We start from the raw sequence: 18,540 nt of genomic DNA on the forward strand, positions 1-18,540 counted from the left end.
GATGTATTATGAGTAAGCTAGATGGGAATGAGCGGTGGAAGACCAAAATGCTTATGACGGAGCATGTTCAGGCGTATGAGCAAGCGGAGCGGGTGGCGGGCGGCAGCAATAAGATGCTCACTGCTGAGGAGCGGACCATGATAAGGGATTTAATCTTGTTACCTCATATAGATACGATGGTCGCCAAAAGCCTGCGGGAGTTGGATCACTCCGGCAGCATCCTTAAGCGGGCTTATCAGATGGCCGGGGAGGCGATCCAGCAGCGCATTATGCAGGATACCTACCGGCTGCAGAAGGAGCTCAAGCGGCGGAACATAAGGTTTATCCCTGATGAGCAAGACGACTTTGTTATCCATCACAAGGTGTTCTGCCGGGGCTACCAGGATCGATTCGGGCTTACTCGGGATGTCATGAGGACAGAGATCAGCCTGCGGCTCACGAGATATACAGCGGAGCTGGCAGAATCTTTGCGAGAACAAATAAAGCCCCGGTAAAAAGTCCCGGGGCTTATTGCTATTCTTCAAATACTTCGTCCATTAAATTTTGAATTTCATTCTTTCTCTTTGTTGTATCAGCCTTATCAATCGTTACACTATCTTCTTCAAAAATCAGAGTGTCTCCTATCTTCGCTTCAGCTGGCAACTCTGATCTAAGAATATCCTCTGTTTCCCCGTTAAATTCAACGACAGCAAAATCCCCTTCAAAGCGATCTATAATTCCTTTCCTCACTTGCCCGCCCCCTTGGTTGATGTGAATGTGATCTTGGCACCATCACTTATAGCGGTAATTGTACCCTTTTGGTCAGTACGTAAAACAGAGGCGTTCGCACTTTTTAGTCTGGATAATACGCCGGAAGTGGGGTGCCCGTAATTGTTTTTGCCTACACTGATTACTGCGTAACTTGGCTTAACTGCATCAAGGAATGGTTTGCTGGTGGAGCTGCTGGAGCCATGGTGCCCGACCTTCAGCACATCGGCCTTTAGGCTTACCCCATTGGCAAGCATATCATTCTCGGATTTTAACTCTGCGTCACCCGTAAAGAGGAAGGACTTGCTTTTGTATGAGACCTTTAGGACTGCACTCCAGTTATTCAAATCATCCCCGTAGTAGTTTACCGGGGCGAGGAATGTAGCATCTACGCCCGCAAGCGGGATCTTAACTCCTTTGCTGACTGCCTTTATCGTCCGGCCCTCATTTTTGACAGCAAGCAGAAAATCCTTATAGGTCTGTGTGGTATGCGAAACCTTCGGAGCATACACGGATTTCACATCCACTGCCTTCAGGACATCGTCCAGCCCGCCGATATGATCCGCATCGGGATGAGTGGCAACCATGGCATCCAGCGATGTGACACCCAGAGCTTTAAGATATTTTACAACATTGGCACCCTGGCCGTTGTTGCCCCCGTCAATCAATACATATTGATTACTTGGGGTACGGATCAGCGTGGAGTCACCTTGCCCAACGTCAAAATAGTAGACCTGCAGTGTGCCCGCAGCTTGTTTCTTGGGTAATGCGAGAGCAGCGGGAGCCGGTGTGGCCGCCGGTTTGCTTGTAGGTTTGGCTGTAGGCTTGGTAGTTGGCCTTACAGCGGGTTTTTTAGTAGCTGCTGGTGCAGGCTTTGACCCTCCACCATTGTGATAATGGTACTCCCCATTTTCAAGCCCCCATTTAGCACAATTGGTGCGGCAATAATGCCCGCCGTTTGCGTCTGTTCTTCCTGGATGTGCCTCGGCCAAGACAGGAACAAAAATCAGAATTAGTGCTAGTAACCACGAAAAACAGCTTTTTTTCAACATAAATCCCCCCCATAATCATTCTGGAAATAGTCTATCAGATGGAGGTAAATTTTACTATATGATAATAAAAAATACCCCGTCAGTGATTATACTGGCGGGGTTTCTTCGTTTATTAGCAGGTCAGAAATACTACATTCTAAGTAAGTGGTTATTCGAGAAAGAAGTTCTCGCGGATATCTTTCCATTGTGTCGTTGTAAAGGTCTTGAACGGCCCCAAGGCGGTAATCAATATCTCTAGCCACCTGGCGAACAGAAACACCTTTAGCGTCAATTAGGTTCTTTGCATTTGACTTTAATCGCACAGGACAACCCTCCCACAACAAATATAAACTGATACGTAAAACATGTCAACAAAGTGTTGACGCGTTAAACAACTCATGATATATTAAACGTATCAGATGATATGTTTAACGAATCAATATTCTGCCGGCGGGCATACGCGGGAGGGATACGGGATATGGCGAAAAAGACAATTTACAAATTGGAGCAGTTACCGAGTAGTATCGAAGCGGATCGAATGGAATGGTCTGGGGACGATTGGAATATCTGGATTGAAAGAACTGACAATAACAAGATGCGGTTACGCGGGGAGTCACTGGAATGGGAGGAGGAGAACGATCGCGGAGACGGGGAGTGGAGAGGTACACCAATGAATCGAGACGAAATCCTCGATATTGCTGAGGCTGTAAAACTGATTATACCTAATCCAAAGGGTAACAAGTTACTCACTGAGATATTTAAGCGGAAAACACCTACCCAATAACAACACGGGGCTACGGCCCCTCTAAAGGAGGAAATGAAGTTATGGAACAATGGAGTAATAATGCCTGCCTGGGATACATCCGGGCCGCGCTGGAGCGTAAGGGCTGGAGTGATGAGCGGATTAAAGAGGTAACCGGTGCTGTCTATCATGAATTCGACTTTAAAACTGTCGAGGAGGCAAAGAGACTCTACGAGAGATCCTTTGATTAACCCGCCTGATGAGCGCTGCGGCGCCCTGGACCGGATGCGGAGCTGGTCGAAACCTACCGGAGTGTATTCGCCGGGATGGTCGCGGATACCGCCATACGAGGGCAGCGCGCGCCCCTCACCATGTATAGGAGTGATATGGATGCTATATGCACATGAACGAATGGCTGAATTATGGACTATCCAGCAGAAGCGGCCACTCAAGAATTCCGAGCAACTTGAAATGGAGATCTGCCAACAAGCTAATGTATTGTACTGCTGGGATTGGGCAAGACTTATGCACTTTTCTGTTATTGCTTCAGAGACTAATGATGCAGAATTACAACATGAAATATGCGCGCAGATCGAGGAGTTACAGCTTAATGGAAAGGTCTCAAAGAAGCACTGAAAAACTACCGCCTGCCGTAGTAAATAAGTTGTATACGAAGTGGGTGGGACTTTATATAATTAACCTATTGAATGAAATTTATGGCAGGCGGTGTTGTGTTTTGTCGTGGGAGCCAATTCTCTTTATTGTTTTTTCAACAATTGAAACGTTCGCTGTTTACTATGTGATGATGTCAATTTATAGGCTAAAACCCATTGAGTTTATCTGGGAAGCGTTATTCACAATCTTATTAATGGATTTACAAAGTTTTGTATTAAGAGAGGAGTTCTCGCTTCCGCCATTCGTACCGTTAATCAATATCTTTTTGTTTACATTATTGTTAAAGACGGTTGTGAGAGTGCCAATAGTTTGGTCAATAATCATTTCAATAACTGGGTACTTCATAATGGTTTTAATACAAGTTGGGATTGTGAATTTATCGTTTGGCTTGTTGACTGTTGAGGAAATACGCGTCAGTCCTGTGAGGGGATACCTTTTACAAGTTTTAAGCGGGGTTATTGGAATGGCGATTTTAAAGATATATAACTATTTTGGAGGCGGATTTGATTTTGAATTTGAAAAGTTAAAATTCAAAAGCGAAATAGTGATTGTGTATTTAATGATTATTGCAACTTTGTTATCATCTGCATTTTTATTAAGTAGAAATAATTCATTCCTTGATGTGATTTTTATATCAATAGCGGTATTATTCTTCTTATTCTATGCAACTAGAAAGGAAAAAGAGAGTGATTGAACATCTCGCACGCCTAATTGCAAGAAAAATAAAAAAAGAAGCTCCAGATCATCATGCTTCAATGGAAGTTATGGAGTTTTCCTTATCAATTTTAATTAATGCAGCAATGATTTTGTTATTTACACTTCTCATTTCTGTTATTACAGATAGGGTCTTTGAGGCTATTGTTGCATTGATCGCGTTCCCTATACTTAGACAAATGTCGGGTGGGTTTCACTTAAAGACAGGTATGGGGTGTGTGCTATTTACAACAGTACTGATGACGGCCATTTCTTATTCTAACTTTAGCGAATCTACGATAGTTGTACTGGGCATAATCAGTCTTTTACTAGCTATAATTTACGCCCCGTCCGGAATAGAAAATCAATCAAGGATACCTAAAAAATATTATCCATTATTAAAAGTGATCTCAATAATTATTATAAGTACTAATTTCTTCATACTTTCACCCATAATAGCATCGGCATTTTTTGTGCAAACATTGACTTTAATTAAATTGAGGAGGTGATTATATGAAAAGAGGGATATATAACATGGCGGCTACCGCGCTAAGTGTACTTGCAGTAGGTTTTGTTTCTCCGGCAAGCATCTGGTACGTCTATGGTGGCTCTGTACCTAAGGAACTATTGAAAAAATAGGAGGTTTACATGACCTACTTCACAGTAACAAAAGATCCAGAAGGGGATACAGGTCTCCATACAATAACGCTTGACGATATTATGATGTTTGAGTATTCCCGTAGATATAATAAAATTCTAATGACAACTACTGAGGGTGCTTTCTATACAGGTGGAACCTTGACTTATTGGACAAATGCTTTTATTAATTCTGGCAAAAACTTTATCCAGTCCGATAGAGGGACATCGATAAATTTGGACAAAGTTATTTCAGTAGATCCAATTCTGAGAGTCGTCTACTTTGATCATTATCAAAACGGTAAGCAGTTAAGGTGTATGATGTCAGAAAAGAGAAGCCCATCCGTAATAAGAGAGCTTAGGCTGCTTGAAACAAATGTTGATTTTATTATAGAGCGCTTATAGCGCTCTTTTTTGTGTTCTCAGAAAAGTAAATAGGAGAAAATGTAGAATTATGTCGGTTTGAGAGTAAAGCGAAAATATTTCGTCTGACGAATATGGATGTACATGAAATCTATGGAAGGTGTATTATTGAATTAAATAGAGCGGGGGAAATTTTCTTGACATATACTCTTGAAACTCCTTTATTGCACGCATACTGGCGGGGAGTAGTAATCTACTCCATCTTGTTACGTTCGAGGGTACTCATAAAGTTCAGCTTCAACACATCCCAATACAAGACAGATCCCCCTACTTAATAGAGGGCCTGGTTGCTTGACCCCTCTTTCAATAAGAGATATCAAAGTATGGGAAGCTGATATATCATGGTTTTCCTTTAACTCAAAGGACAGTTGCTCTTGAGTTAACCCTCTGGATAACCTGAGGTCACGTAACAAGCACTCCCCTAAGCTGAGTGCCATAAATCCTCCAATTATTAAAATTTGATGAAGAAGGTGAATTTAAAAGAATTATAACACGAACTGAAATGGATGGCACTAAAACAGGAGAGCAGAAAAGAACTGGAGGGTTGACGGGTGATATTGATAACAGTTACAGAAAGCGAAGAAGGAGACGGAATCCAGCAGCTAAATGTTGATGATATTCTATTCATGCAATTTGACAATCGACTATCAATTGCTGTTCATACTGAAGGAAAACAATATGTCGCCGTTGGACCTTTGAGATTTTGGGAGGCTGCGTTTGAAAAGGCTGGTCTGAATTTTATGAGGGTGGATCGAGGAGTCTTGGCTAACGTAGATAAGATAACATCAATAGATGAAGATTTTAAGTTAGCGTATTTTGATATGAATATTAACAGAGAGAAAAAGAGTTGTACCATGTCTAGCGCTGGGTATAAATTGTTCCAGGAAAAAAACTCCAGTGTTCCAGAGGTGAATAATAAAGGTTTGAAATTGTTTAGGGGCCTGTCATGGCCGACAAGCCCTTAAATGAATCGCTTTCTTAAAAAAATACATTTTTAATGTAACACATATTGAGTTAAAAGATAGTTGGTTTCAACGTGCAGAAAACTATTGACAATTGTATTTATTTGTATGCTGCTCTAAATAACGAAAGAACATCATACATAGAGAGAGGGAATAAGGTGGGTTTAAAAATAAAGCTAAGAGAACTAAGAGAACGCAAGGGGCTATCAGTTAATGCAGTTTCAAAAAACACGGGGATTAAGCCGGATCAACTCAATGCTTTTGAAAATGATCCATCCTTGGTAGGTCTAACTGCAGCAACCTCACTCATGTATTTTTATGATGTTAACTTAGATGATGTTATATGGAAATAATGAAAAAAGACTTGAGCTGGCAACTCAAGTCTTTTGCTTTATTTCCCCACAACTTTCCCCACAAGGAGTAATAATGTCATACGATTTAGGGGTTTTTTATTGATGTTATTGATACATACTAGATAGAGTAAAAACGTGGTAATAAAAGGCTGGAAGGGTTGTTGAATGTTACTGATACTTAAAGCTTTGAATGATGATGATGCCGATGAATACACATCTGCTCAACAAGGCGCCAAGCAATCTGGTGAACCGGGTAACCTCACTCACCAACTCTATGCAGCAGGTCATTACCTCGCTCGCAGTATCGACACTGGTTACCATTCTGACTGCGAGAACAACGGCACGCGGGACAGAGATGCAGGAAGCGGCAGCTGCCGCCGGGCAGAGTGCCGCCGGAGCCTCACAGGAGGCCTTGCTGCTGGCGAAGCAGACGGTGTTGTCCCAGGGCTTCGCCGACACGTTCCATATCATGATGTTTGTTGCGCTTGGCGGTGCCGTGCTCGGACTGCTGCTGCGCAGAGGCCGCAAATCAGAAGGTGAGCCTACCAAGGAACAAGCGGTGCCGGAAATCATGCACGGATAGTTAGGCTCAGCTAAGAGCGATGATTGGATATACCTGACAGAATAGAGCAGCGATTCTCCATTGATGGAGGGTCGCTGCTCTGCTTTTAGCCAGCGGAAACTCTTCAGGCAATCCTCATGCAGAAACAGAAATTGGGGCAAGCTATACTATAAAAATCCAATACAATATAAATCCGATGGATATAATCGGAAAAAAGTATTGACGCAGGTTATGCCGCGGTGTTACTATTCATTTTGCCGGTCATTACGGACCTGAAAAGAAGAGACGAGAGGGGATTCATCGAATGAAAAAAATCAGTCTAACTATTGTGCTGCTCCTGACCATGGTCATGGCTGCAGCTTGCGGAAACAATAATGCCAATTCCCCGGCAACAGGCGGCAACGCTGCTGGGGAACCGACTACGGCTCCTGCGGGGCAGAATAGTCTGGAAGCGGTCAAAGCCAGCGGCAAGCTGCGGATCGGAACAGAAGGAACCTACGCACCGTTCACGTATCATGATGCGGACGGCAAGCTGACGGGCTTCGACGTCGAAATTGCCGAGGAAGTCACCAAGCGCCTGGGCGTGAAGCCGGAGTTCATTGAGACGCAGTGGGATGGGATTTTTGCCGGCATGGATGCCAAGCGGTTCGATGTGATCTTCAACGAAGTATCCATTACCGATGAGCGCAAAGTGAAATATGATTTCTCCGACCCGTATATCGTATCCAAGGCTGTGTTGATCGTCCCGGAGGATAATGAGGATATCAAGACCTTTGCTGACCTGAAGGGCAAAAAAGCCGGACAGTCTCTAACCAGCAACCTAGGTAAGATTGCTACCGACAACGGTGCCGAGATTGTATCTACCGAAGGCTTCAACCAGGCCATTGATCTGTTGCTCTCCGGACGGATTGATGCCACTGTCAATGACGGCCTGTCTTTCCTCGATCTGAAGAAGCAGAAGCCGGATGTCAAGATCAAGCAGGTGGATGAGATTGCCGAAGGCTCACACAGCGCAGCCGTATTCCTGAAGGGGAATGACGAGCTTGTGCAGGCGGTGAACGAAGCGCTGGCTGCCATGAAGAGCGACGGAACGTACCTCAAGATTTCCGAGAAATACTTCGGCGCTGACGTATCGAAATGATGGATGACCGCCAAATACAAATATTTCTCGATTCACTGCTGCCCCTGTTCAAAGCCGGGGTGGCTTTTACCCTTCCGCTTGCACTGGTATCCTTTATCCTGGGCCTGCTGCTGGCTGTGATTACGGCACTTGCCCGTCTATCCTCCTGGCGGATTCCGCGGCTCATTGCCCGGTTCTATGTCTGGGTGATCCGTGGAACGCCGCTCTTGGTACAGCTGTTTATTATTTTCTATGGACTGCCCGCAGCAGGGATTGTGCTTGATCCGTTCATCGCGGCGGTCATCGGGTTCACGCTCAGTGTCGGGGCCTATTCCTCGGAGATTGTCCGGGCGGCCATTCTGTCTATACACAAGGGCCAGTGGGAAGCGGCGTTCTCTGTAGGGATGAGCCGTAAGCAGGCCTTGCGCCGGGTGATATTGCCTCAAGCTGCCCGTGTATCGGTTCCGCCGTTATCGAACTCATTTATCAGTCTGGTGAAGGATACCTCACTTGCGGCAAGTATAACTTATGTCGAGATTTTCAGAAAAGCGCAGCAAATTGTAGCGACAACGTATGAACCGCTGTTGCTGTACTGCGAAGCGGCGCTGTTCTATCTGCTGTTCTGCTCCGTATTGTCGGCGCTGCAGAATTACCTGGAGAAGCGGCTGGACCGGTATTCGGCCAGTTAAGGAGGCACACACATGATTGAAATACGCGATTTACATAAGTCCTTCGGCCCTCTGGAGGTTCTAAAGGGCGTTGATCTCACCGTCGAACACGGCCAGGTGATGGTGATTATCGGGCCTTCCGGCTCCGGCAAAACCACCCTGCTGCGCTGCTTCAACCTGCTGGAGATTCCCGACAAGGGCAGTCTGGCACTCAACACGATTAAGCTGGATTTCACTCCAGGCGCCAAAATTCCACAGCGTACTGTACTGTCACTGCGCCAGCAGACAGGGATGGTCTTCCAGTCTTACAATCTGTTCCCTCATATGACGGCTATCGGCAATGTCATGGAGGGACAGGTCACGGTTCAGAAGCGTTCCAAGGAGGAAGCGCGAAGCAAGGCGCTGGCCCTGCTGGACAAGGTAGGCCTGGCGGATAAGGCAGAAGTCTATCCGCATCAGCTATCCGGCGGCCAGCAGCAGCGGGTGGCTATTGCCCGGGCGATGGCGGTCGAGCCGGAGGTGCTGCTGTTCGATGAGCCGACCTCGGCGCTCGATCCGGAGCTGGTCGGCGAGGTGCTGAAGGTCATCAAGCAGCTGGCCCGCGAGGGGATGACGATGGTCATCGTCACCCATGAGATGAAATTCGCGGCCGATGTGGCCGACCGGATCATCCTGATGGACAACGGAGTCATCCTGGAGCAAGGAACCCCGCAGCAGGTGCTGGAGCAGACGAAGAATCCGCGGGCACTGCAATTCCTGAACCGGCTGAGCGGGGAAGAGTGATACGAATACGGTTAGTAACGAAGAAAGGCAGACGGGAGGGGAATCCGGGTCTGCCTTTTGTCTGTTCACGTGTGTCTGTTCAAGTGTGTCGGAAGTCACCGGAAGAGTGGTATATAGGCCAGAGGTGGGAATGAAAGGGATAAATCCCTCTGAATCGGCTGGAAGTGAGCTAGAGGTGGGAATGAAAGGGAAAAGTCCCTCTGAATCGGATGGGAGTGAGCTAGAGGTGGGAATGAAAGGGATAAATCCCTCTGATTCGGTTGGAAGTGGGCTAGACGCTGAAATGAAAGGGATAATTCCCTCTGATTCGGTTGGAAGTGGGCTAGACGCGGAAATGAAAGGGATAAATCCCTCTGATTCGGTTGGAAGTGGGCTAGACGCGGAAATGAAAGGGAAAAGTCCCTCTGAATCGGCTGGAAGTGAGTTAGAGGTGGAAATGAAAGGGAAAAGTCCCTCTGAATCGGCTGGAATTGGGCCAGAGGCTGAAAGGAAAGGGAAAAGTCCCTCTGAATCGGCTGGAATAAGTGCACCTGAATTCATCGGACACGGGCTAGTTGGGTAAATAAGGGGTATTAGTGCACCTGATTCCACCATACACGGGCCAAATGAGCGAATGAAGAGCATAAGTGCACCTGAATTCACCGGACGCTACCCAAATGAGCGAATGAAGAGCATTACTGCACCTGAATCCACCCGACGCCACCCAAATGATCGACTAAGGAGCATAAGTGCACCTGATACCACCAGAGGAAAAGGCGGATGAAGAGATTGCCTTAAAAAGCTGCAAGGACCCCATAAACTTTTACATCATTCATCATTCATCTACTCAATTGAGTTTGTCCTTTCCAGCATTAGTCCGGTGTATATGATGTGATCCTGCGATTGAATCTGGATCATCGTACTGCCTAATCTACGGCTCTCCCGGTAGGCGGTGATTTCCAGAATGCTCTCAGCGGCTGCTGATGGTGAAGAGTCGTCTGCCAATGGAGACCAATAGATGGTGTCACCTGACTTAACGGTTGCTTGCTGTCCCTTCGGGATCACCTTGGAATCGGCCGGATTCCACATTATCAGTTCTCCCTCCGAGGCTTGTAAGTCAATGGTGTCAGCACCATCAGCAACAATGTTTATGGGGAAGCCCGGTACACTGCTCATGAATACAGAGTATCGGCCGAGCGGGAATTCAACATCCGGTTGCACCACTAATGGAACTCCCTCTCCAGCATAGGCGGTAACTGTGAACCCTTTATACAGGATCGAAGGATTCGCCTGATCCCCGTTGCGGTCAAGAAGCGGTCCTCCAATGGCTAGTAAGAGTATTATCATGCAAGAACTTGCGATGACCGTGAACCTCCTGCGAAGACTCCAGAATGGGGTTGGAGAAGCACCGGAATTCAGGCTGACTCTGCGGATGATGGATTGTTTAAGAGCAATAAAAGCATCGTCTGCGTGCATTTCGTTCATCCCGTTTACATACTTATTTTTCATCATCGTCAAAATCCCCCATCAGCTTATGCTTCATACTTTATGAAAATCTGCTGATTCCTCAATGCTCCTAGTCCATCCTAGTCCAGATGCAGCAATAAAGGCCACCCGGCATGGGGCGGCCTTTATCTATATCATACGCGGGGGAGCGGTATGAACCGTATCTGACTTACTTAACTTCTGAACCGCCATCGCTGACGGAGTTCAGGTATTCCAGGGCGTTGTACAGCATGATCGCTGCTTCAGCGCGGGTAATCTGGCTTTTGGGATTGAACTTGCCGCCGGCATCAAGCGTATTGATCTTGTATTTCAGTGAACGCTGAACCGTACCTTGGTAAGATGGCTCCAGCGCATCGGCATCCGCAATATCCACCGGAACAATATTGATCATCGGCAGGTTGCCGGCCTTCTCCACACCCTGAATCAGCAGGGTAGTGAACAGCTCTTTGGTCATCGGCTTGGCGGGATCAATATCGGCAGGAATGTTTACGCCGTTATAGTGCGCATTGATGAAGGCTTCGGCGTACCAGGCATTATCTTTTACCTTGGAGAAAAGCGCACTTGCCTGTGGTGCCTTATTGAAATCAATCGCTGCCAGGCTAAGCTGGAGACCGCCGGAGATAAACTGTATCCCTTGCGCTGTAGTTACTGTGGATGCCGGCAGAAATTGGGTGTCGGAGATTCCTTTGATCAGGCCCTGTTCCTTCAGAGAGTTGATCTTATCCTTACCGGTCACCTGGTCGATATCCTTAAAGCTGCTGCCTGCTGCAAAAATTTGTCCGCCAAGAGAGAAGGAAAGGAGGGTTACTGCTGTAAAAGCTGCGATCGTGTTTTTTTTCATACTCATCTGAATTCCACCTCTATTATAGGGTTGGGCCGTTCGGCCTGTATCAACTCCTCTAACGTAATGGGATCAGAAAAGGTTGCAAGCGTATAAATCCCGATCTGCGGGACCCGTCAGCTACATCATTTCCTGAAACAGGAGGTTGCGGTAAGGGTACTTGCTGAACCTGGTTTTGAACAGCAGGGCTATTCCGCTTTCTTCAATGGTAACGGATTTCAGTGACGGGGTCTTCACCAGCCTGCGCACCATGCTCCTTACCGCGCGGGTGTCCTTACGCCGGATGGCCGCAGCCATAGATTCCGCGAACCTACGGTTAACCGCCAGCTCCCTGTACAGCGGAATAAGGGAACGTGCGATGTAGCGGTGGGCGTCAGTATTGAAGGTGAACCGCACGGTGCCCGGCGGAATCGTGGTTCCGTTGGTGTAGAAGGCAACCGGCAGCGGAAACGGAAAGGAGATGAAATAACCGATACCGTTCGTTCCGTAATTCTCCGCCCCCGCAAGAGCCGGAATGCTGGAGAGTAGTCTGCCCATCAGGTCCAGGTCTGCAGTGACAACAGCGGTTGACCATTGCCTGGCATAACTGCGGTTTCCGGCAATTTTGCGGTAGAAGGGCAGCATAGCCGTAGCTACTGTGCGCAGTACGCGGGCTGTCACAAGTCTCTGCGTCTGCTTAGGTTGTACTTTTGCCATCCCGATCATCCTCACTTTTAAGAGATTAGTTTATATAGAGTATGGGGAAAGGGCACACTTCGGAATGGGCGGAATCTGATTCAGCGGAAATATTATGTAGGGATGCAGCCAGAGAAAGCGGCTATTGCGGAGAAGTGATGTTATACTGGTGTCAGGACTTTTCATTGGCCTGCAAGTTTGTTATGCTTATATCGTAAGGATTACTAATTATTCTGTGGAAAATGTTCGACTTCCGGAAAGGTGGGAACCCGGGTGAACCGAGTGACAAATATCAGCCAGCAGTTTGCGGCTCATAATTATAAGCTTACGCCTCAGCGTGAAGCTATCGTGAGGATACTGCTGGATAATGAGAAGGATCATTTAAGCGTGGAAGAGGTATATATGCTGGTTAAGCGGAAGTTTCCGCATCTGGGGCTTGCGACCGTGTACCGGACCTTGGAGCTGCTGTGTGAACTTCATATTGTTCAAAAGATGAATTTCGGCGACGGTGTGGCGCGTTATGATCTGCGCGACGACGATCATATGCATATGCATCATCACCTGATCTGCAATGTATGCGGGAAGCTGGAGGAGATCAAGGATGACTGGCTGCTGGAGCTTGAGGCACGGGTGGCCCGTGAATATGGCTTCAGTGTGACCGATCACCGCCTTGATTTCAAAGGCACCTACAATAGCTGCCAAAAAAACGGCTGCAAGGGCGACAAGGAATGCCGTGCTGTCTCTTAAGCTGCACCCTTAATACACAAAAAGGCGCCGGGCTGAATAATCGCCAAGCGCCTTTTTGCTGTGCGGCCAGAGCAAATGTCGAACCTATGCGGCCGTTTCTCCATCCGCCCGCTGCCGCTATGCCCGGCTCGGCACGAAGGATTTGATCCAGGTTCCGAAGCTTCCCGGGTTGCGGGTCTGTACCAGCACCACGCCTTCGCCGCGGAACCGGCAGACTAATGCTTCACCGCTGGTCAAGCTGTTCAGCCAGCCGGAGGCTGCCTTCTCGACCTTGTATTCCATGTAGTCCGGCCAGGCCACGAGGTGACCGTTATCAATGATCATCTCCTCGCCCGGGCCGAGATTAATGGCATGAATCGCTCCGAAGGAGGAGAGGAAGACGGTTCCTCGGCCGCTGATCTCCACAATGAAGAAGCCTTCGCCGGAGAATAATCCGCGTGTCAGATTCTGCATCTTGGTGTTGACCTGAATGCCTTGGGTTCCTGCCAGGAAACCGTCCTTCTGGACCATCAGCTTGTACGATCCGTCCAGCTCAATGGCCTGAACATCACCGATCGCTCCGGGTGACAGCAGAACTTCGCTCTGCCCGCGGGTTGCGGTCAGCTCCTGGAAGAAGAATTTCTCCCCGCTCAGCATCCGGCCGAGACCGCGCATAATACCGCCGTCCACCGTTCCTCTCAGCTCCACATTCGGAGACATGGCGACCATCGCCCCCATCTCGGCCTTAACACTCTCCCCCGGCTCCAGCAGGACCTTCAGCATGGCGAAGGCGCCGTCATACAGCACATCGTATTTCATACATTGTTCCCCCCTCATTCTGCGGTTGGCTTCCATGGCCACAGGTATGTAGCTTGCTCTTCAAGAATACTGTACCAGACTGTTCTACTGCAAGCCGCGCAGCAGGCAGGCAATAGCTGCCGGGCGGCAACAGACGGATATAATCAACTATACCGGGTAGCCGGAAGGTAATTATGTTAATATGGTAATAACAGTGCAGCCGCACTGAATATATGAGAAGACAAGGAGTGTCGCCGCTTATGGCACGTACAAGAACACAGAAGGCTCTGCTGAAGGCACAGCGCTCCGGCACCTGGTGTGCGGAAAGAAACCGCAGGATGAATCAGGATTACGGCGCCATCTCCCAGCATGTCAGAATGACACCCGGCAAACGCCAGCAATTGAATAAGGTCAAACACAAGGAGCGGATCTTCCATGATGGCGCTCCTTTTGCATGTCCGGGGGCGGCTGCCTGAAGCTTAAGCCTGTGCCCTGCTATGAATACGGTACTGCTTGGGCGACATGCCGAACCGGCCCCGGAAGATACGGTGGAAGTAGGTATAGTTCGCAAATCCGCAGGTCTCGGAGACATGCTCCAGTGGCATGGGACTGAACGTGATTTTCTCCCGTGCCATATCCAGCCTTACATCATTTACATATTTGACAATCGTTGTGCCGAACGCTTCCTTGAACAGATGGACCGCACGGGAGACGGAGATATCTACGTGAGCAGCCACATCCTCAAGCCTGAAGGCGTAAGAGGCATGTTCTTCGACGTACTGCTTCATCCGGTAAGCCAGATAGGCCTTGGGTGAGATCACGGGCTGATCGGTCATCAGCCGGTCAATCTCCATGCACAGAATCTGCAGATAACACGATGAGATATCCGGTGAGGAATCCGACAAACGGCGCTGCTCCAGCACAAGCTGGCGGAACAATCCAAGGATATGATCGCTTAACGGAAGCCGGAGAACTGCCGGACGCTGCTTCCGCCCCCACCACTCCTCAATCCAGGGTCCGCTGCAAAATATATGATAGTCCCCGCTCTCAATCCGCGGTTTGCCGACGGGATAGACCTCTTTGTCAATACTCAGGTAATAAGGGTCAGTGGGTGCGAACAGCATGAGATCGCCGCTCTCAACGGTTGTGATGGCTCCATTCTCCCGGGTCCGGCTGCGTCCTTCGGTCTGCAGGCGCAGCAGATAATACTGCACACCTTCACTGCGGGACATATGAAACGGCTTGCGGTGGAAGGAGAATCCGGCAGATAGAATGTGACAAGCTGTGGTCTGTGTCATGAGTCCTCCAGAATAATTAAATGATAAGCAGATTGTTCATGTTTTAATCATATTATTCATTTTATTATATACGCTTTCATATTACCATGTAGCTAAGCAAAAAAACATACAATTGATGTGGAGGACGCCGTATTGCGGCGCTAATCGCTATATTTACAAACTCTGGGAGCATTGGATGAAACCAAGAGAAAGCTATACCCTCCAATGGTTACAGCCCGTTTGTTCAGGTGATGCACTCCGGGAAACCGGCCGAAGAGTGCGGCGGCGGCAAGAGCAGGATGACTTCGGATCAAACAAGGAGTGGAATAGGGATGTTGAAGGTTGGACTTCAGCTGTACACGCTAAGAGAAGAACTGGAACAGGATTTCGAGGGAACGATACGTAAGGTAGCCGAGCTGGGCTACAGCGGTGTGGAATTCTTCCACTATTTCGGCCGTACGGCCGGGCAAGTGAAGGCGCTGCTCGAGGAGACAGGACTGGTTGCTGTCGGAGCGCATCGCCCGTATGAAGCCATGCTGAATGATACGGAGCAGGAGATCAGCTTCAACCTTGAGATTGGCAACCGCAATCTGATCGTGCCTTATCTGACAGAAGAACAGCGCAATTGGCCTGAAGTAGCGGCTGGCCTGCGGGTGATTGGCGAGAAATGCCTGGCAGGCGGAGCGGTTCTGTCTTATCATAATCATGATTTTGAATTCACGGAGAAGGTTGACGGCCAGCCTGCATTCGATTATCTGTTCGAAGCGGTGCCTGCAGAGCAGCTTCAAGTGGAGATGGATACCTGCTGGGTGTATTACGGCGGATATGATCCGGCAGAATATATCCATAAGTACGCAGGACGGCTGCCGATCATCCACCTTAAGGATCTGAAGAAACGTGAAGACGGCTCACCGGAGACTGTAGTGCTGGGTGAAGGTGAAGTCGATCTGGCTGCAATTATTGAAGCGGCTGCAGCCGCCGGTGTGGAATGGGCAGTGGTAGAACAGGACTTTTGCAGCCGTTCCCCGCTGGACAGTGTGGCTGACAGCTTGAACTGGATCAAAACTTACAAGAACCAAGGAGGAAATATTCATGTCTAACAAACTCAAAATTGCTATTATCGGTTGCGGTGGTATCGCAAACGGCAAACATATGCCAAGTCTTGCCCGTCAGGCGGATGCTGAAATGGTGGCATTCTGTGATATCGTCGAAGAACGTGCTGTGGAGGCTGCGAAGACCTACGGTGCGGAAGGCGCTGCTGTATTTACCGATTTCCGTGAGCTGCTGGCTACGGGCGGATTCGATATCGTGCATGTATGCACTCCGAATGACAGCCATTCCGAGATTACAGTAGCTGCCCTGGAAGCCGGTAACCATGTGCTGTGTGAGAAGCCTATGGCCAAGACTACGGCACAGGCGAAGGAAATGCTTGAAGCGGCCAAGCGCACAGGCAAGAAATTGTCGATCGCTTATCAGAACCGTTACCGCGCGGACAGCGAATACCTGAAGGGGCTGTGTGAGGAAGGGGAGCTCGGCGATATCTATTACGGCAAGGCCATCGCGCTTCGCCGCCGTGCTGTTCCAACCTGGGGCGTATTCCTGGATGAAGAGAAGCAGGGCGGAGGACCGCTGATTGATATCGGTACACATGCACTGGATCTGACGCTCTGGCTGATGGATAACTACAAGCCGCGTATGGTTGTAGGCTCTACCTTCCACAAGCTGGGCCAGAAGAAGAATGCCGCGAATGCGTTCGGTCCGTGGGACCCGGAACAATTCAAGGTTGAAGATTCCGCATTCGGCTTCATAACGATGGAGAACGGTGCTACAATTGTACTCGAAGCCAGCTGGGCGCTGAATGTGTCCGAATTTGGCGAAGCTAAGACCCTTCTCGCCGGTACGGAAGGCGGAGCGGACATGAAGGACGGCCTGCGTCTGAACGGCGAACGTGCCGGAAGACTGTATGAGACCAAAGTCGATCTTGCCTCCGGCGGTGTAGCCTTCTACAGCGGTGCAGCAGAGAACGAAGCCGACCGTGAAGCCCGTCTGTGGCTTGAAGCGGTCAGAGAAGACAAGGACCCGGTTGTTCTGCCGGAGCAGGCCTTCGTAGTCACCCAGATCCTTGAAACAGTGTATGAATCGGCACGTACCGGACGCGCAGTTTATTTTGACGGAAGCGCAGACAACTAAGAGTATCTCCCGGTTCACGCGACTATCAGACCAAACAGGAGTGGAATCCATGAGTTCAATCAAACATACTGTAGCCATCGTTGGTTACGGCGGAATGGGAAGCTATCATGCGCAATTAATCAAAGAAAGTGACCGCATGATCGTAGGCGGTGCCTTCGATCTGCTCGAAGAGCGGCGCAGTCTGGCTGAAGATGCAGGTTATACCGCTTATTCCAGCTATGAGGAAGTGCTGGCAGATCCGGCGGTGGATGTTATTCTGATCGCTACACCGAATGATGTGCATAAGGAGATTGCCATTCGTGCCTTTCAGGCAGGCAAGCATGTCGTCTGTGAGAAGCCGGTAGCACTGTCTTCGGCTGAATTCACCGAGATGCAGGCAGCCGCGGATGCAGCCGGACGGGTGATGATGGTGCACCAGAACAGACGCTGGGATGAGGATTTCCGCGTAATCAAAACGATGTATGAGCAGGGGACGATTGGATCACTCTTCCAGATCGAATCCAGAGTACACGGGGCCAACGGGATTCCCGGTGACTGGCGTCATGTGAAGGAGCAGGGCGGCGGGATGCTGCTGGACTGGGGCGTTCATCTGCTGGACCAGCTGTTGTTCATGATTGACAGTAAGGTCACGAGTGTCAGCAGCAGTCTAAGCTTTATTCTGGGCAATAATGTGGATGACGGATTCGATGCGATTCTGCAATTTGAGAACGGGATCAGAGCGATTGTTGAAGTCGGCACGACCAATTTCATCACGATGCCAAGATGGTATGTGAAGGGTACCCAGGGAACCGCGATCATTGAAGACTGGTCACTGAGAGGGAGAATTGTAGCCCCCAACCACGAATCCGAGAAAATAGAACCGACCCCCATCCGCGCGGGTGTTGGCCTGACCAAGACGATGGCTCCGCCCTCCGAAGGGGCAACGCTCCTCGAAGACCTGCCGGCGGCAGCAGAGCTGCCTTCCAGCTTCTATGACAATCTCGCTGCGGTAATCGAAGGTACAGCAGAGCCGATTGTCAAGAATGCCGAGGTGCTTCGCGTGCTGAGATTGATTGAGGCGATCTTTGAAGCGGCAGAACGCAATGAGACGGTTAAGAATTTCGATATCTACGGAGCCTGACAAGCTTCAATACGATTATGGAGAGGTGGAATC

The 18,540-nt window shown here is 48.9% G+C and carries 28 protein-coding genes; 20 read left to right on the forward strand and 8 right to left on the reverse strand.

Features of this window, described 5'->3' with window-relative positions:
* Positions 1–8: 8 nt before the first annotated feature.
* On the forward strand, positions 9–494 hold the full coding sequence (locus tag KDC22_RS14605) for a YhjD family protein (protein WP_211723573.1): 486 nt from the start codon (positions 9–11) through the stop codon (positions 492–494).
* Between the two features lie 19 nt (positions 495–513).
* On the opposite strand, the gene KDC22_RS14610 is transcribed toward KDC22_RS14605, so the two are convergent.
* The 3 genes from KDC22_RS14610 to KDC22_RS14620 form a co-directional block, all read right to left on the reverse strand.
* Positions 514–729 (reverse strand): DUF3006 domain-containing protein, encoded by a 216-nt coding sequence (locus tag KDC22_RS14610; RefSeq protein WP_211723574.1) that lies wholly within the window; start codon positions 727–729, stop codon positions 514–516.
* Positions 726–1,799, reverse strand: coding sequence for an MBL fold metallo-hydrolase (locus tag KDC22_RS14615; protein ID WP_211723575.1), 1,074 nt, complete (start codon positions 1,797–1,799; stop codon positions 726–728). Before KDC22_RS14615 ends, KDC22_RS14610 begins: the two co-directional genes overlap by 4 nt.
* An 86-nt stretch (positions 1,800–1,885) precedes the next feature.
* Complete coding sequence (locus KDC22_RS14620; protein ID WP_211723576.1) at positions 1,886–2,101, reverse strand: helix-turn-helix domain-containing protein; 216 nt, start codon at positions 2,099–2,101, stop codon at positions 1,886–1,888.
* 155 nt (positions 2,102–2,256) lie between these two features.
* Between KDC22_RS14620 and KDC22_RS14625 the strand changes: the two genes are divergently transcribed.
* From KDC22_RS14625 to KDC22_RS14685, 14 genes are all read left to right on the forward strand, one after another.
* Positions 2,257–2,562 carry a hypothetical protein gene (locus KDC22_RS14625; protein ID WP_211723577.1) on the forward strand — a complete coding sequence of 102 codons (306 nt, stop codon included), beginning with the start codon at positions 2,257–2,259 and terminating at the stop codon, positions 2,560–2,562.
* Positions 2,563–2,603: 41 nt separating this feature from the next.
* Positions 2,604–2,771, forward strand: a complete 168-nt coding sequence (locus tag KDC22_RS14630) for a hypothetical protein (protein WP_211723578.1) — start codon at positions 2,604–2,606, stop codon at positions 2,769–2,771.
* Positions 2,772–2,931: 160 nt separating this feature from the next.
* Positions 2,932–3,156 carry a DUF7667 family protein gene (locus tag KDC22_RS34050; RefSeq protein WP_425517036.1) on the forward strand — a complete coding sequence of 75 codons (225 nt, stop codon included), beginning with the start codon at positions 2,932–2,934 and terminating at the stop codon, positions 3,154–3,156.
* Positions 3,131–3,889, forward strand: a complete 759-nt coding sequence (locus tag KDC22_RS14635) for a hypothetical protein (RefSeq protein ID WP_211723579.1) — start codon at positions 3,131–3,133, stop codon at positions 3,887–3,889. The genes KDC22_RS34050 and KDC22_RS14635 overlap by 26 nt, the downstream gene beginning before the upstream one ends.
* The gene (locus KDC22_RS14640) at positions 3,882–4,397 is read left to right on the forward strand and encodes an accessory gene regulator ArgB-like protein (RefSeq protein WP_211723580.1); all 516 of its coding nucleotides are present in this window, start codon (positions 3,882–3,884) and stop codon (positions 4,395–4,397) included. The genes KDC22_RS14635 and KDC22_RS14640 overlap by 8 nt, the downstream gene beginning before the upstream one ends.
* A gap of 4 nt (positions 4,398–4,401) precedes the next feature.
* The gene (locus KDC22_RS14645; RefSeq protein ID WP_211723581.1) at positions 4,402–4,527 is read left to right on the forward strand and encodes an AgrD family cyclic lactone autoinducer peptide; all 126 of its coding nucleotides are present in this window, start codon (positions 4,402–4,404) and stop codon (positions 4,525–4,527) included.
* A 9-nt stretch (positions 4,528–4,536) separates the two neighbouring features.
* Entirely contained in the window at positions 4,537–4,929 is a 393-nt protein-coding gene (locus KDC22_RS14650; protein ID WP_211723582.1) for a LytTR family transcriptional regulator DNA-binding domain-containing protein, read from the forward strand.
* 569 nt (positions 4,930–5,498) lie between these two features.
* A complete protein-coding gene (locus KDC22_RS14655) occupies positions 5,499–5,912 on the forward strand; it encodes a LytTR family DNA-binding domain-containing protein (RefSeq protein ID WP_211723583.1) in 414 nt (137 codons plus the stop codon).
* 71 nt (positions 5,913–5,983) lie between these two features.
* The gene (locus KDC22_RS14660; RefSeq protein ID WP_211723584.1) at positions 5,984–6,262 is read left to right on the forward strand and encodes a helix-turn-helix domain-containing protein; all 279 of its coding nucleotides are present in this window, start codon (positions 5,984–5,986) and stop codon (positions 6,260–6,262) included.
* A gap of 190 nt (positions 6,263–6,452) precedes the next feature.
* A complete protein-coding gene (locus tag KDC22_RS14665) occupies positions 6,453–6,845 on the forward strand; it encodes an MFS transporter (RefSeq protein ID WP_211723585.1) in 393 nt (130 codons plus the stop codon).
* Between the two features lie 283 nt (positions 6,846–7,128).
* Positions 7,129–7,965 carry an amino acid ABC transporter substrate-binding protein gene (locus KDC22_RS14670; protein WP_211723586.1) on the forward strand — a complete coding sequence of 279 codons (837 nt, stop codon included), beginning with the start codon at positions 7,129–7,131 and terminating at the stop codon, positions 7,963–7,965.
* On the forward strand, positions 7,965–8,633 hold the full coding sequence (locus KDC22_RS14675) for an amino acid ABC transporter permease (protein WP_211724044.1): 669 nt from the start codon (positions 7,965–7,967) through the stop codon (positions 8,631–8,633). Before KDC22_RS14670 ends, KDC22_RS14675 begins: the two co-directional genes overlap by 1 nt.
* A gap of 12 nt (positions 8,634–8,645) precedes the next feature.
* Positions 8,646–9,395 carry an amino acid ABC transporter ATP-binding protein gene (locus KDC22_RS14680; RefSeq protein WP_173126579.1) on the forward strand — a complete coding sequence of 250 codons (750 nt, stop codon included), beginning with the start codon at positions 8,646–8,648 and terminating at the stop codon, positions 9,393–9,395.
* An 85-nt stretch (positions 9,396–9,480) separates the two neighbouring features.
* Positions 9,481–9,957, forward strand: a complete 477-nt coding sequence (locus tag KDC22_RS14685; protein ID WP_211723587.1) for a hypothetical protein — start codon at positions 9,481–9,483, stop codon at positions 9,955–9,957.
* A gap of 260 nt (positions 9,958–10,217) precedes the next feature.
* Here KDC22_RS14685 and KDC22_RS14690 read toward each other — a convergent pair whose 3' ends face one another.
* The 3 genes from KDC22_RS14690 to KDC22_RS14700 all read right to left on the reverse strand — a co-directional run bounded on the left by KDC22_RS14690 (position 10,218) and on the right by KDC22_RS14700 (position 12,417).
* Positions 10,218–10,886, reverse strand: coding sequence for a hypothetical protein (locus tag KDC22_RS14690; RefSeq protein ID WP_211723588.1), 669 nt, complete (start codon positions 10,884–10,886; stop codon positions 10,218–10,220).
* A gap of 163 nt (positions 10,887–11,049) precedes the next feature.
* A complete protein-coding gene (locus KDC22_RS14695; protein WP_211723589.1) occupies positions 11,050–11,727 on the reverse strand; it encodes an S-layer homology domain-containing protein in 678 nt (225 codons plus the stop codon).
* Positions 11,728–11,841: 114 nt separating this feature from the next.
* Positions 11,842–12,417 (reverse strand): hypothetical protein, encoded by a 576-nt coding sequence (locus KDC22_RS14700; protein WP_211723590.1) that lies wholly within the window; start codon positions 12,415–12,417, stop codon positions 11,842–11,844.
* Between the two features lie 252 nt (positions 12,418–12,669).
* Between KDC22_RS14700 and fur the strand changes: the two genes are divergently transcribed.
* Positions 12,670–13,143 carry a ferric iron uptake transcriptional regulator gene (gene fur / locus KDC22_RS14705; RefSeq protein ID WP_173126594.1) on the forward strand — a complete coding sequence of 158 codons (474 nt, stop codon included), beginning with the start codon at positions 12,670–12,672 and terminating at the stop codon, positions 13,141–13,143.
* Positions 13,144–13,260: 117 nt separating this feature from the next.
* Here fur and KDC22_RS14710 read toward each other — a convergent pair whose 3' ends face one another.
* Positions 13,261–13,941 (reverse strand): TIGR00266 family protein, encoded by a 681-nt coding sequence (locus tag KDC22_RS14710; protein WP_173126597.1) that lies wholly within the window; start codon positions 13,939–13,941, stop codon positions 13,261–13,263.
* A gap of 239 nt (positions 13,942–14,180) precedes the next feature.
* Between KDC22_RS14710 and KDC22_RS14715 the strand changes: the two genes are divergently transcribed.
* Positions 14,181–14,396, forward strand: a complete 216-nt coding sequence (locus KDC22_RS14715; RefSeq protein ID WP_173126600.1) for a hypothetical protein — start codon at positions 14,181–14,183, stop codon at positions 14,394–14,396.
* 3 nt (positions 14,397–14,399) lie between these two features.
* Here the strand turns inward: KDC22_RS14715 and KDC22_RS14720 are convergent, their stop codons facing one another.
* The gene (locus KDC22_RS14720; RefSeq protein WP_173126605.1) at positions 14,400–15,218 is read right to left on the reverse strand and encodes a helix-turn-helix domain-containing protein; all 819 of its coding nucleotides are present in this window, start codon (positions 15,216–15,218) and stop codon (positions 14,400–14,402) included.
* 311 nt (positions 15,219–15,529) lie between these two features.
* Here KDC22_RS14720 and KDC22_RS14725 point away from each other — a divergent pair, with 311 nt between their 5' ends.
* The 3 genes from KDC22_RS14725 to KDC22_RS14735 are packed head-to-tail and all read left to right on the forward strand — an operon-like array spanning position 15,530 to position 18,507.
* Entirely contained in the window at positions 15,530–16,297 is a 768-nt protein-coding gene (locus KDC22_RS14725) for a sugar phosphate isomerase/epimerase family protein (protein ID WP_211723591.1), read from the forward strand.
* A complete protein-coding gene (locus KDC22_RS14730; RefSeq protein ID WP_211723592.1) occupies positions 16,290–17,387 on the forward strand; it encodes a Gfo/Idh/MocA family protein in 1,098 nt (365 codons plus the stop codon). The genes KDC22_RS14725 and KDC22_RS14730 overlap by 8 nt, the downstream gene beginning before the upstream one ends.
* 49 nt (positions 17,388–17,436) lie before the next feature.
* A complete protein-coding gene (locus KDC22_RS14735) occupies positions 17,437–18,507 on the forward strand; it encodes a Gfo/Idh/MocA family protein (protein WP_211723593.1) in 1,071 nt (356 codons plus the stop codon).
* The last annotated feature ends 33 nt before the right edge of the window (positions 18,508–18,540 follow it).

The organism is Paenibacillus tritici, from assembly GCF_018207515.1.
In the GTDB taxonomy this organism is placed as follows: Bacteria; Bacillota; Bacilli; order Paenibacillales; family Paenibacillaceae; genus Paenibacillus_AQ; species Paenibacillus_AQ tritici.

Bases quoted from the DNA above. Each gene is read 5' to 3' on its own strand.
- KDC22_RS14605 (WP_211723573.1), top strand. From the start codon at position 9: ATGAGTAAGCTAGATGGGAATGAGCGGTGGAAGACCAAAATGCTTATG.
- KDC22_RS14615 (WP_211723575.1), bottom strand. From the start codon at position 1,799: ATGTTGAAAAAAAGCTGTTTTTCGTGGTTACTAGCACTAATTCTGATT.
- KDC22_RS14625 (WP_211723577.1), top strand. From the start codon at position 2,257: ATGGCGAAAAAGACAATTTACAAATTGGAGCAGTTACCGAGTAGTATC.
- KDC22_RS14630 (WP_211723578.1), top strand. From the start codon at position 2,604: ATGGAACAATGGAGTAATAATGCCTGCCTGGGATACATCCGGGCCGCG.
- KDC22_RS34050 (WP_425517036.1), top strand. From the start codon at position 2,932: ATGGCTGAATTATGGACTATCCAGCAGAAGCGGCCACTCAAGAATTCC.
- KDC22_RS14635 (WP_211723579.1), top strand. From the start codon at position 3,131: ATGGAAAGGTCTCAAAGAAGCACTGAAAAACTACCGCCTGCCGTAGTA.
- KDC22_RS14645 (WP_211723581.1), top strand. From the start codon at position 4,402: ATGAAAAGAGGGATATATAACATGGCGGCTACCGCGCTAAGTGTACTT.
- KDC22_RS14650 (WP_211723582.1), top strand. From the start codon at position 4,537: ATGACCTACTTCACAGTAACAAAAGATCCAGAAGGGGATACAGGTCTC.
- KDC22_RS14665 (WP_211723585.1), top strand. From the start codon at position 6,453: ATGATGATGATGCCGATGAATACACATCTGCTCAACAAGGCGCCAAGC.
- KDC22_RS14670 (WP_211723586.1), top strand. From the start codon at position 7,129: ATGAAAAAAATCAGTCTAACTATTGTGCTGCTCCTGACCATGGTCATG.
- KDC22_RS14675 (WP_211724044.1), top strand. From the start codon at position 7,965: ATGGATGACCGCCAAATACAAATATTTCTCGATTCACTGCTGCCCCTG.
- KDC22_RS14680 (WP_173126579.1), top strand. From the start codon at position 8,646: ATGATTGAAATACGCGATTTACATAAGTCCTTCGGCCCTCTGGAGGTT.
- KDC22_RS14690 (WP_211723588.1), bottom strand. From the start codon at position 10,886: ATGATGAAAAATAAGTATGTAAACGGGATGAACGAAATGCACGCAGAC.
- KDC22_RS14695 (WP_211723589.1), bottom strand. From the start codon at position 11,727: ATGAGTATGAAAAAAAACACGATCGCAGCTTTTACAGCAGTAACCCTC.
- KDC22_RS14700 (WP_211723590.1), bottom strand. From the start codon at position 12,417: ATGGCAAAAGTACAACCTAAGCAGACGCAGAGACTTGTGACAGCCCGC.
- KDC22_RS14710 (WP_173126597.1), bottom strand. From the start codon at position 13,941: ATGAAATACGATGTGCTGTATGACGGCGCCTTCGCCATGCTGAAGGTC.
- KDC22_RS14715 (WP_173126600.1), top strand. From the start codon at position 14,181: ATGGCACGTACAAGAACACAGAAGGCTCTGCTGAAGGCACAGCGCTCC.
- KDC22_RS14720 (WP_173126605.1), bottom strand. From the start codon at position 15,218: ATGACACAGACCACAGCTTGTCACATTCTATCTGCCGGATTCTCCTTC.
- KDC22_RS14725 (WP_211723591.1), top strand. From the start codon at position 15,530: ATGTTGAAGGTTGGACTTCAGCTGTACACGCTAAGAGAAGAACTGGAA.
- KDC22_RS14730 (WP_211723592.1), top strand. From the start codon at position 16,290: ATGTCTAACAAACTCAAAATTGCTATTATCGGTTGCGGTGGTATCGCA.
- KDC22_RS14735 (WP_211723593.1), top strand. From the start codon at position 17,437: ATGAGTTCAATCAAACATACTGTAGCCATCGTTGGTTACGGCGGAATG.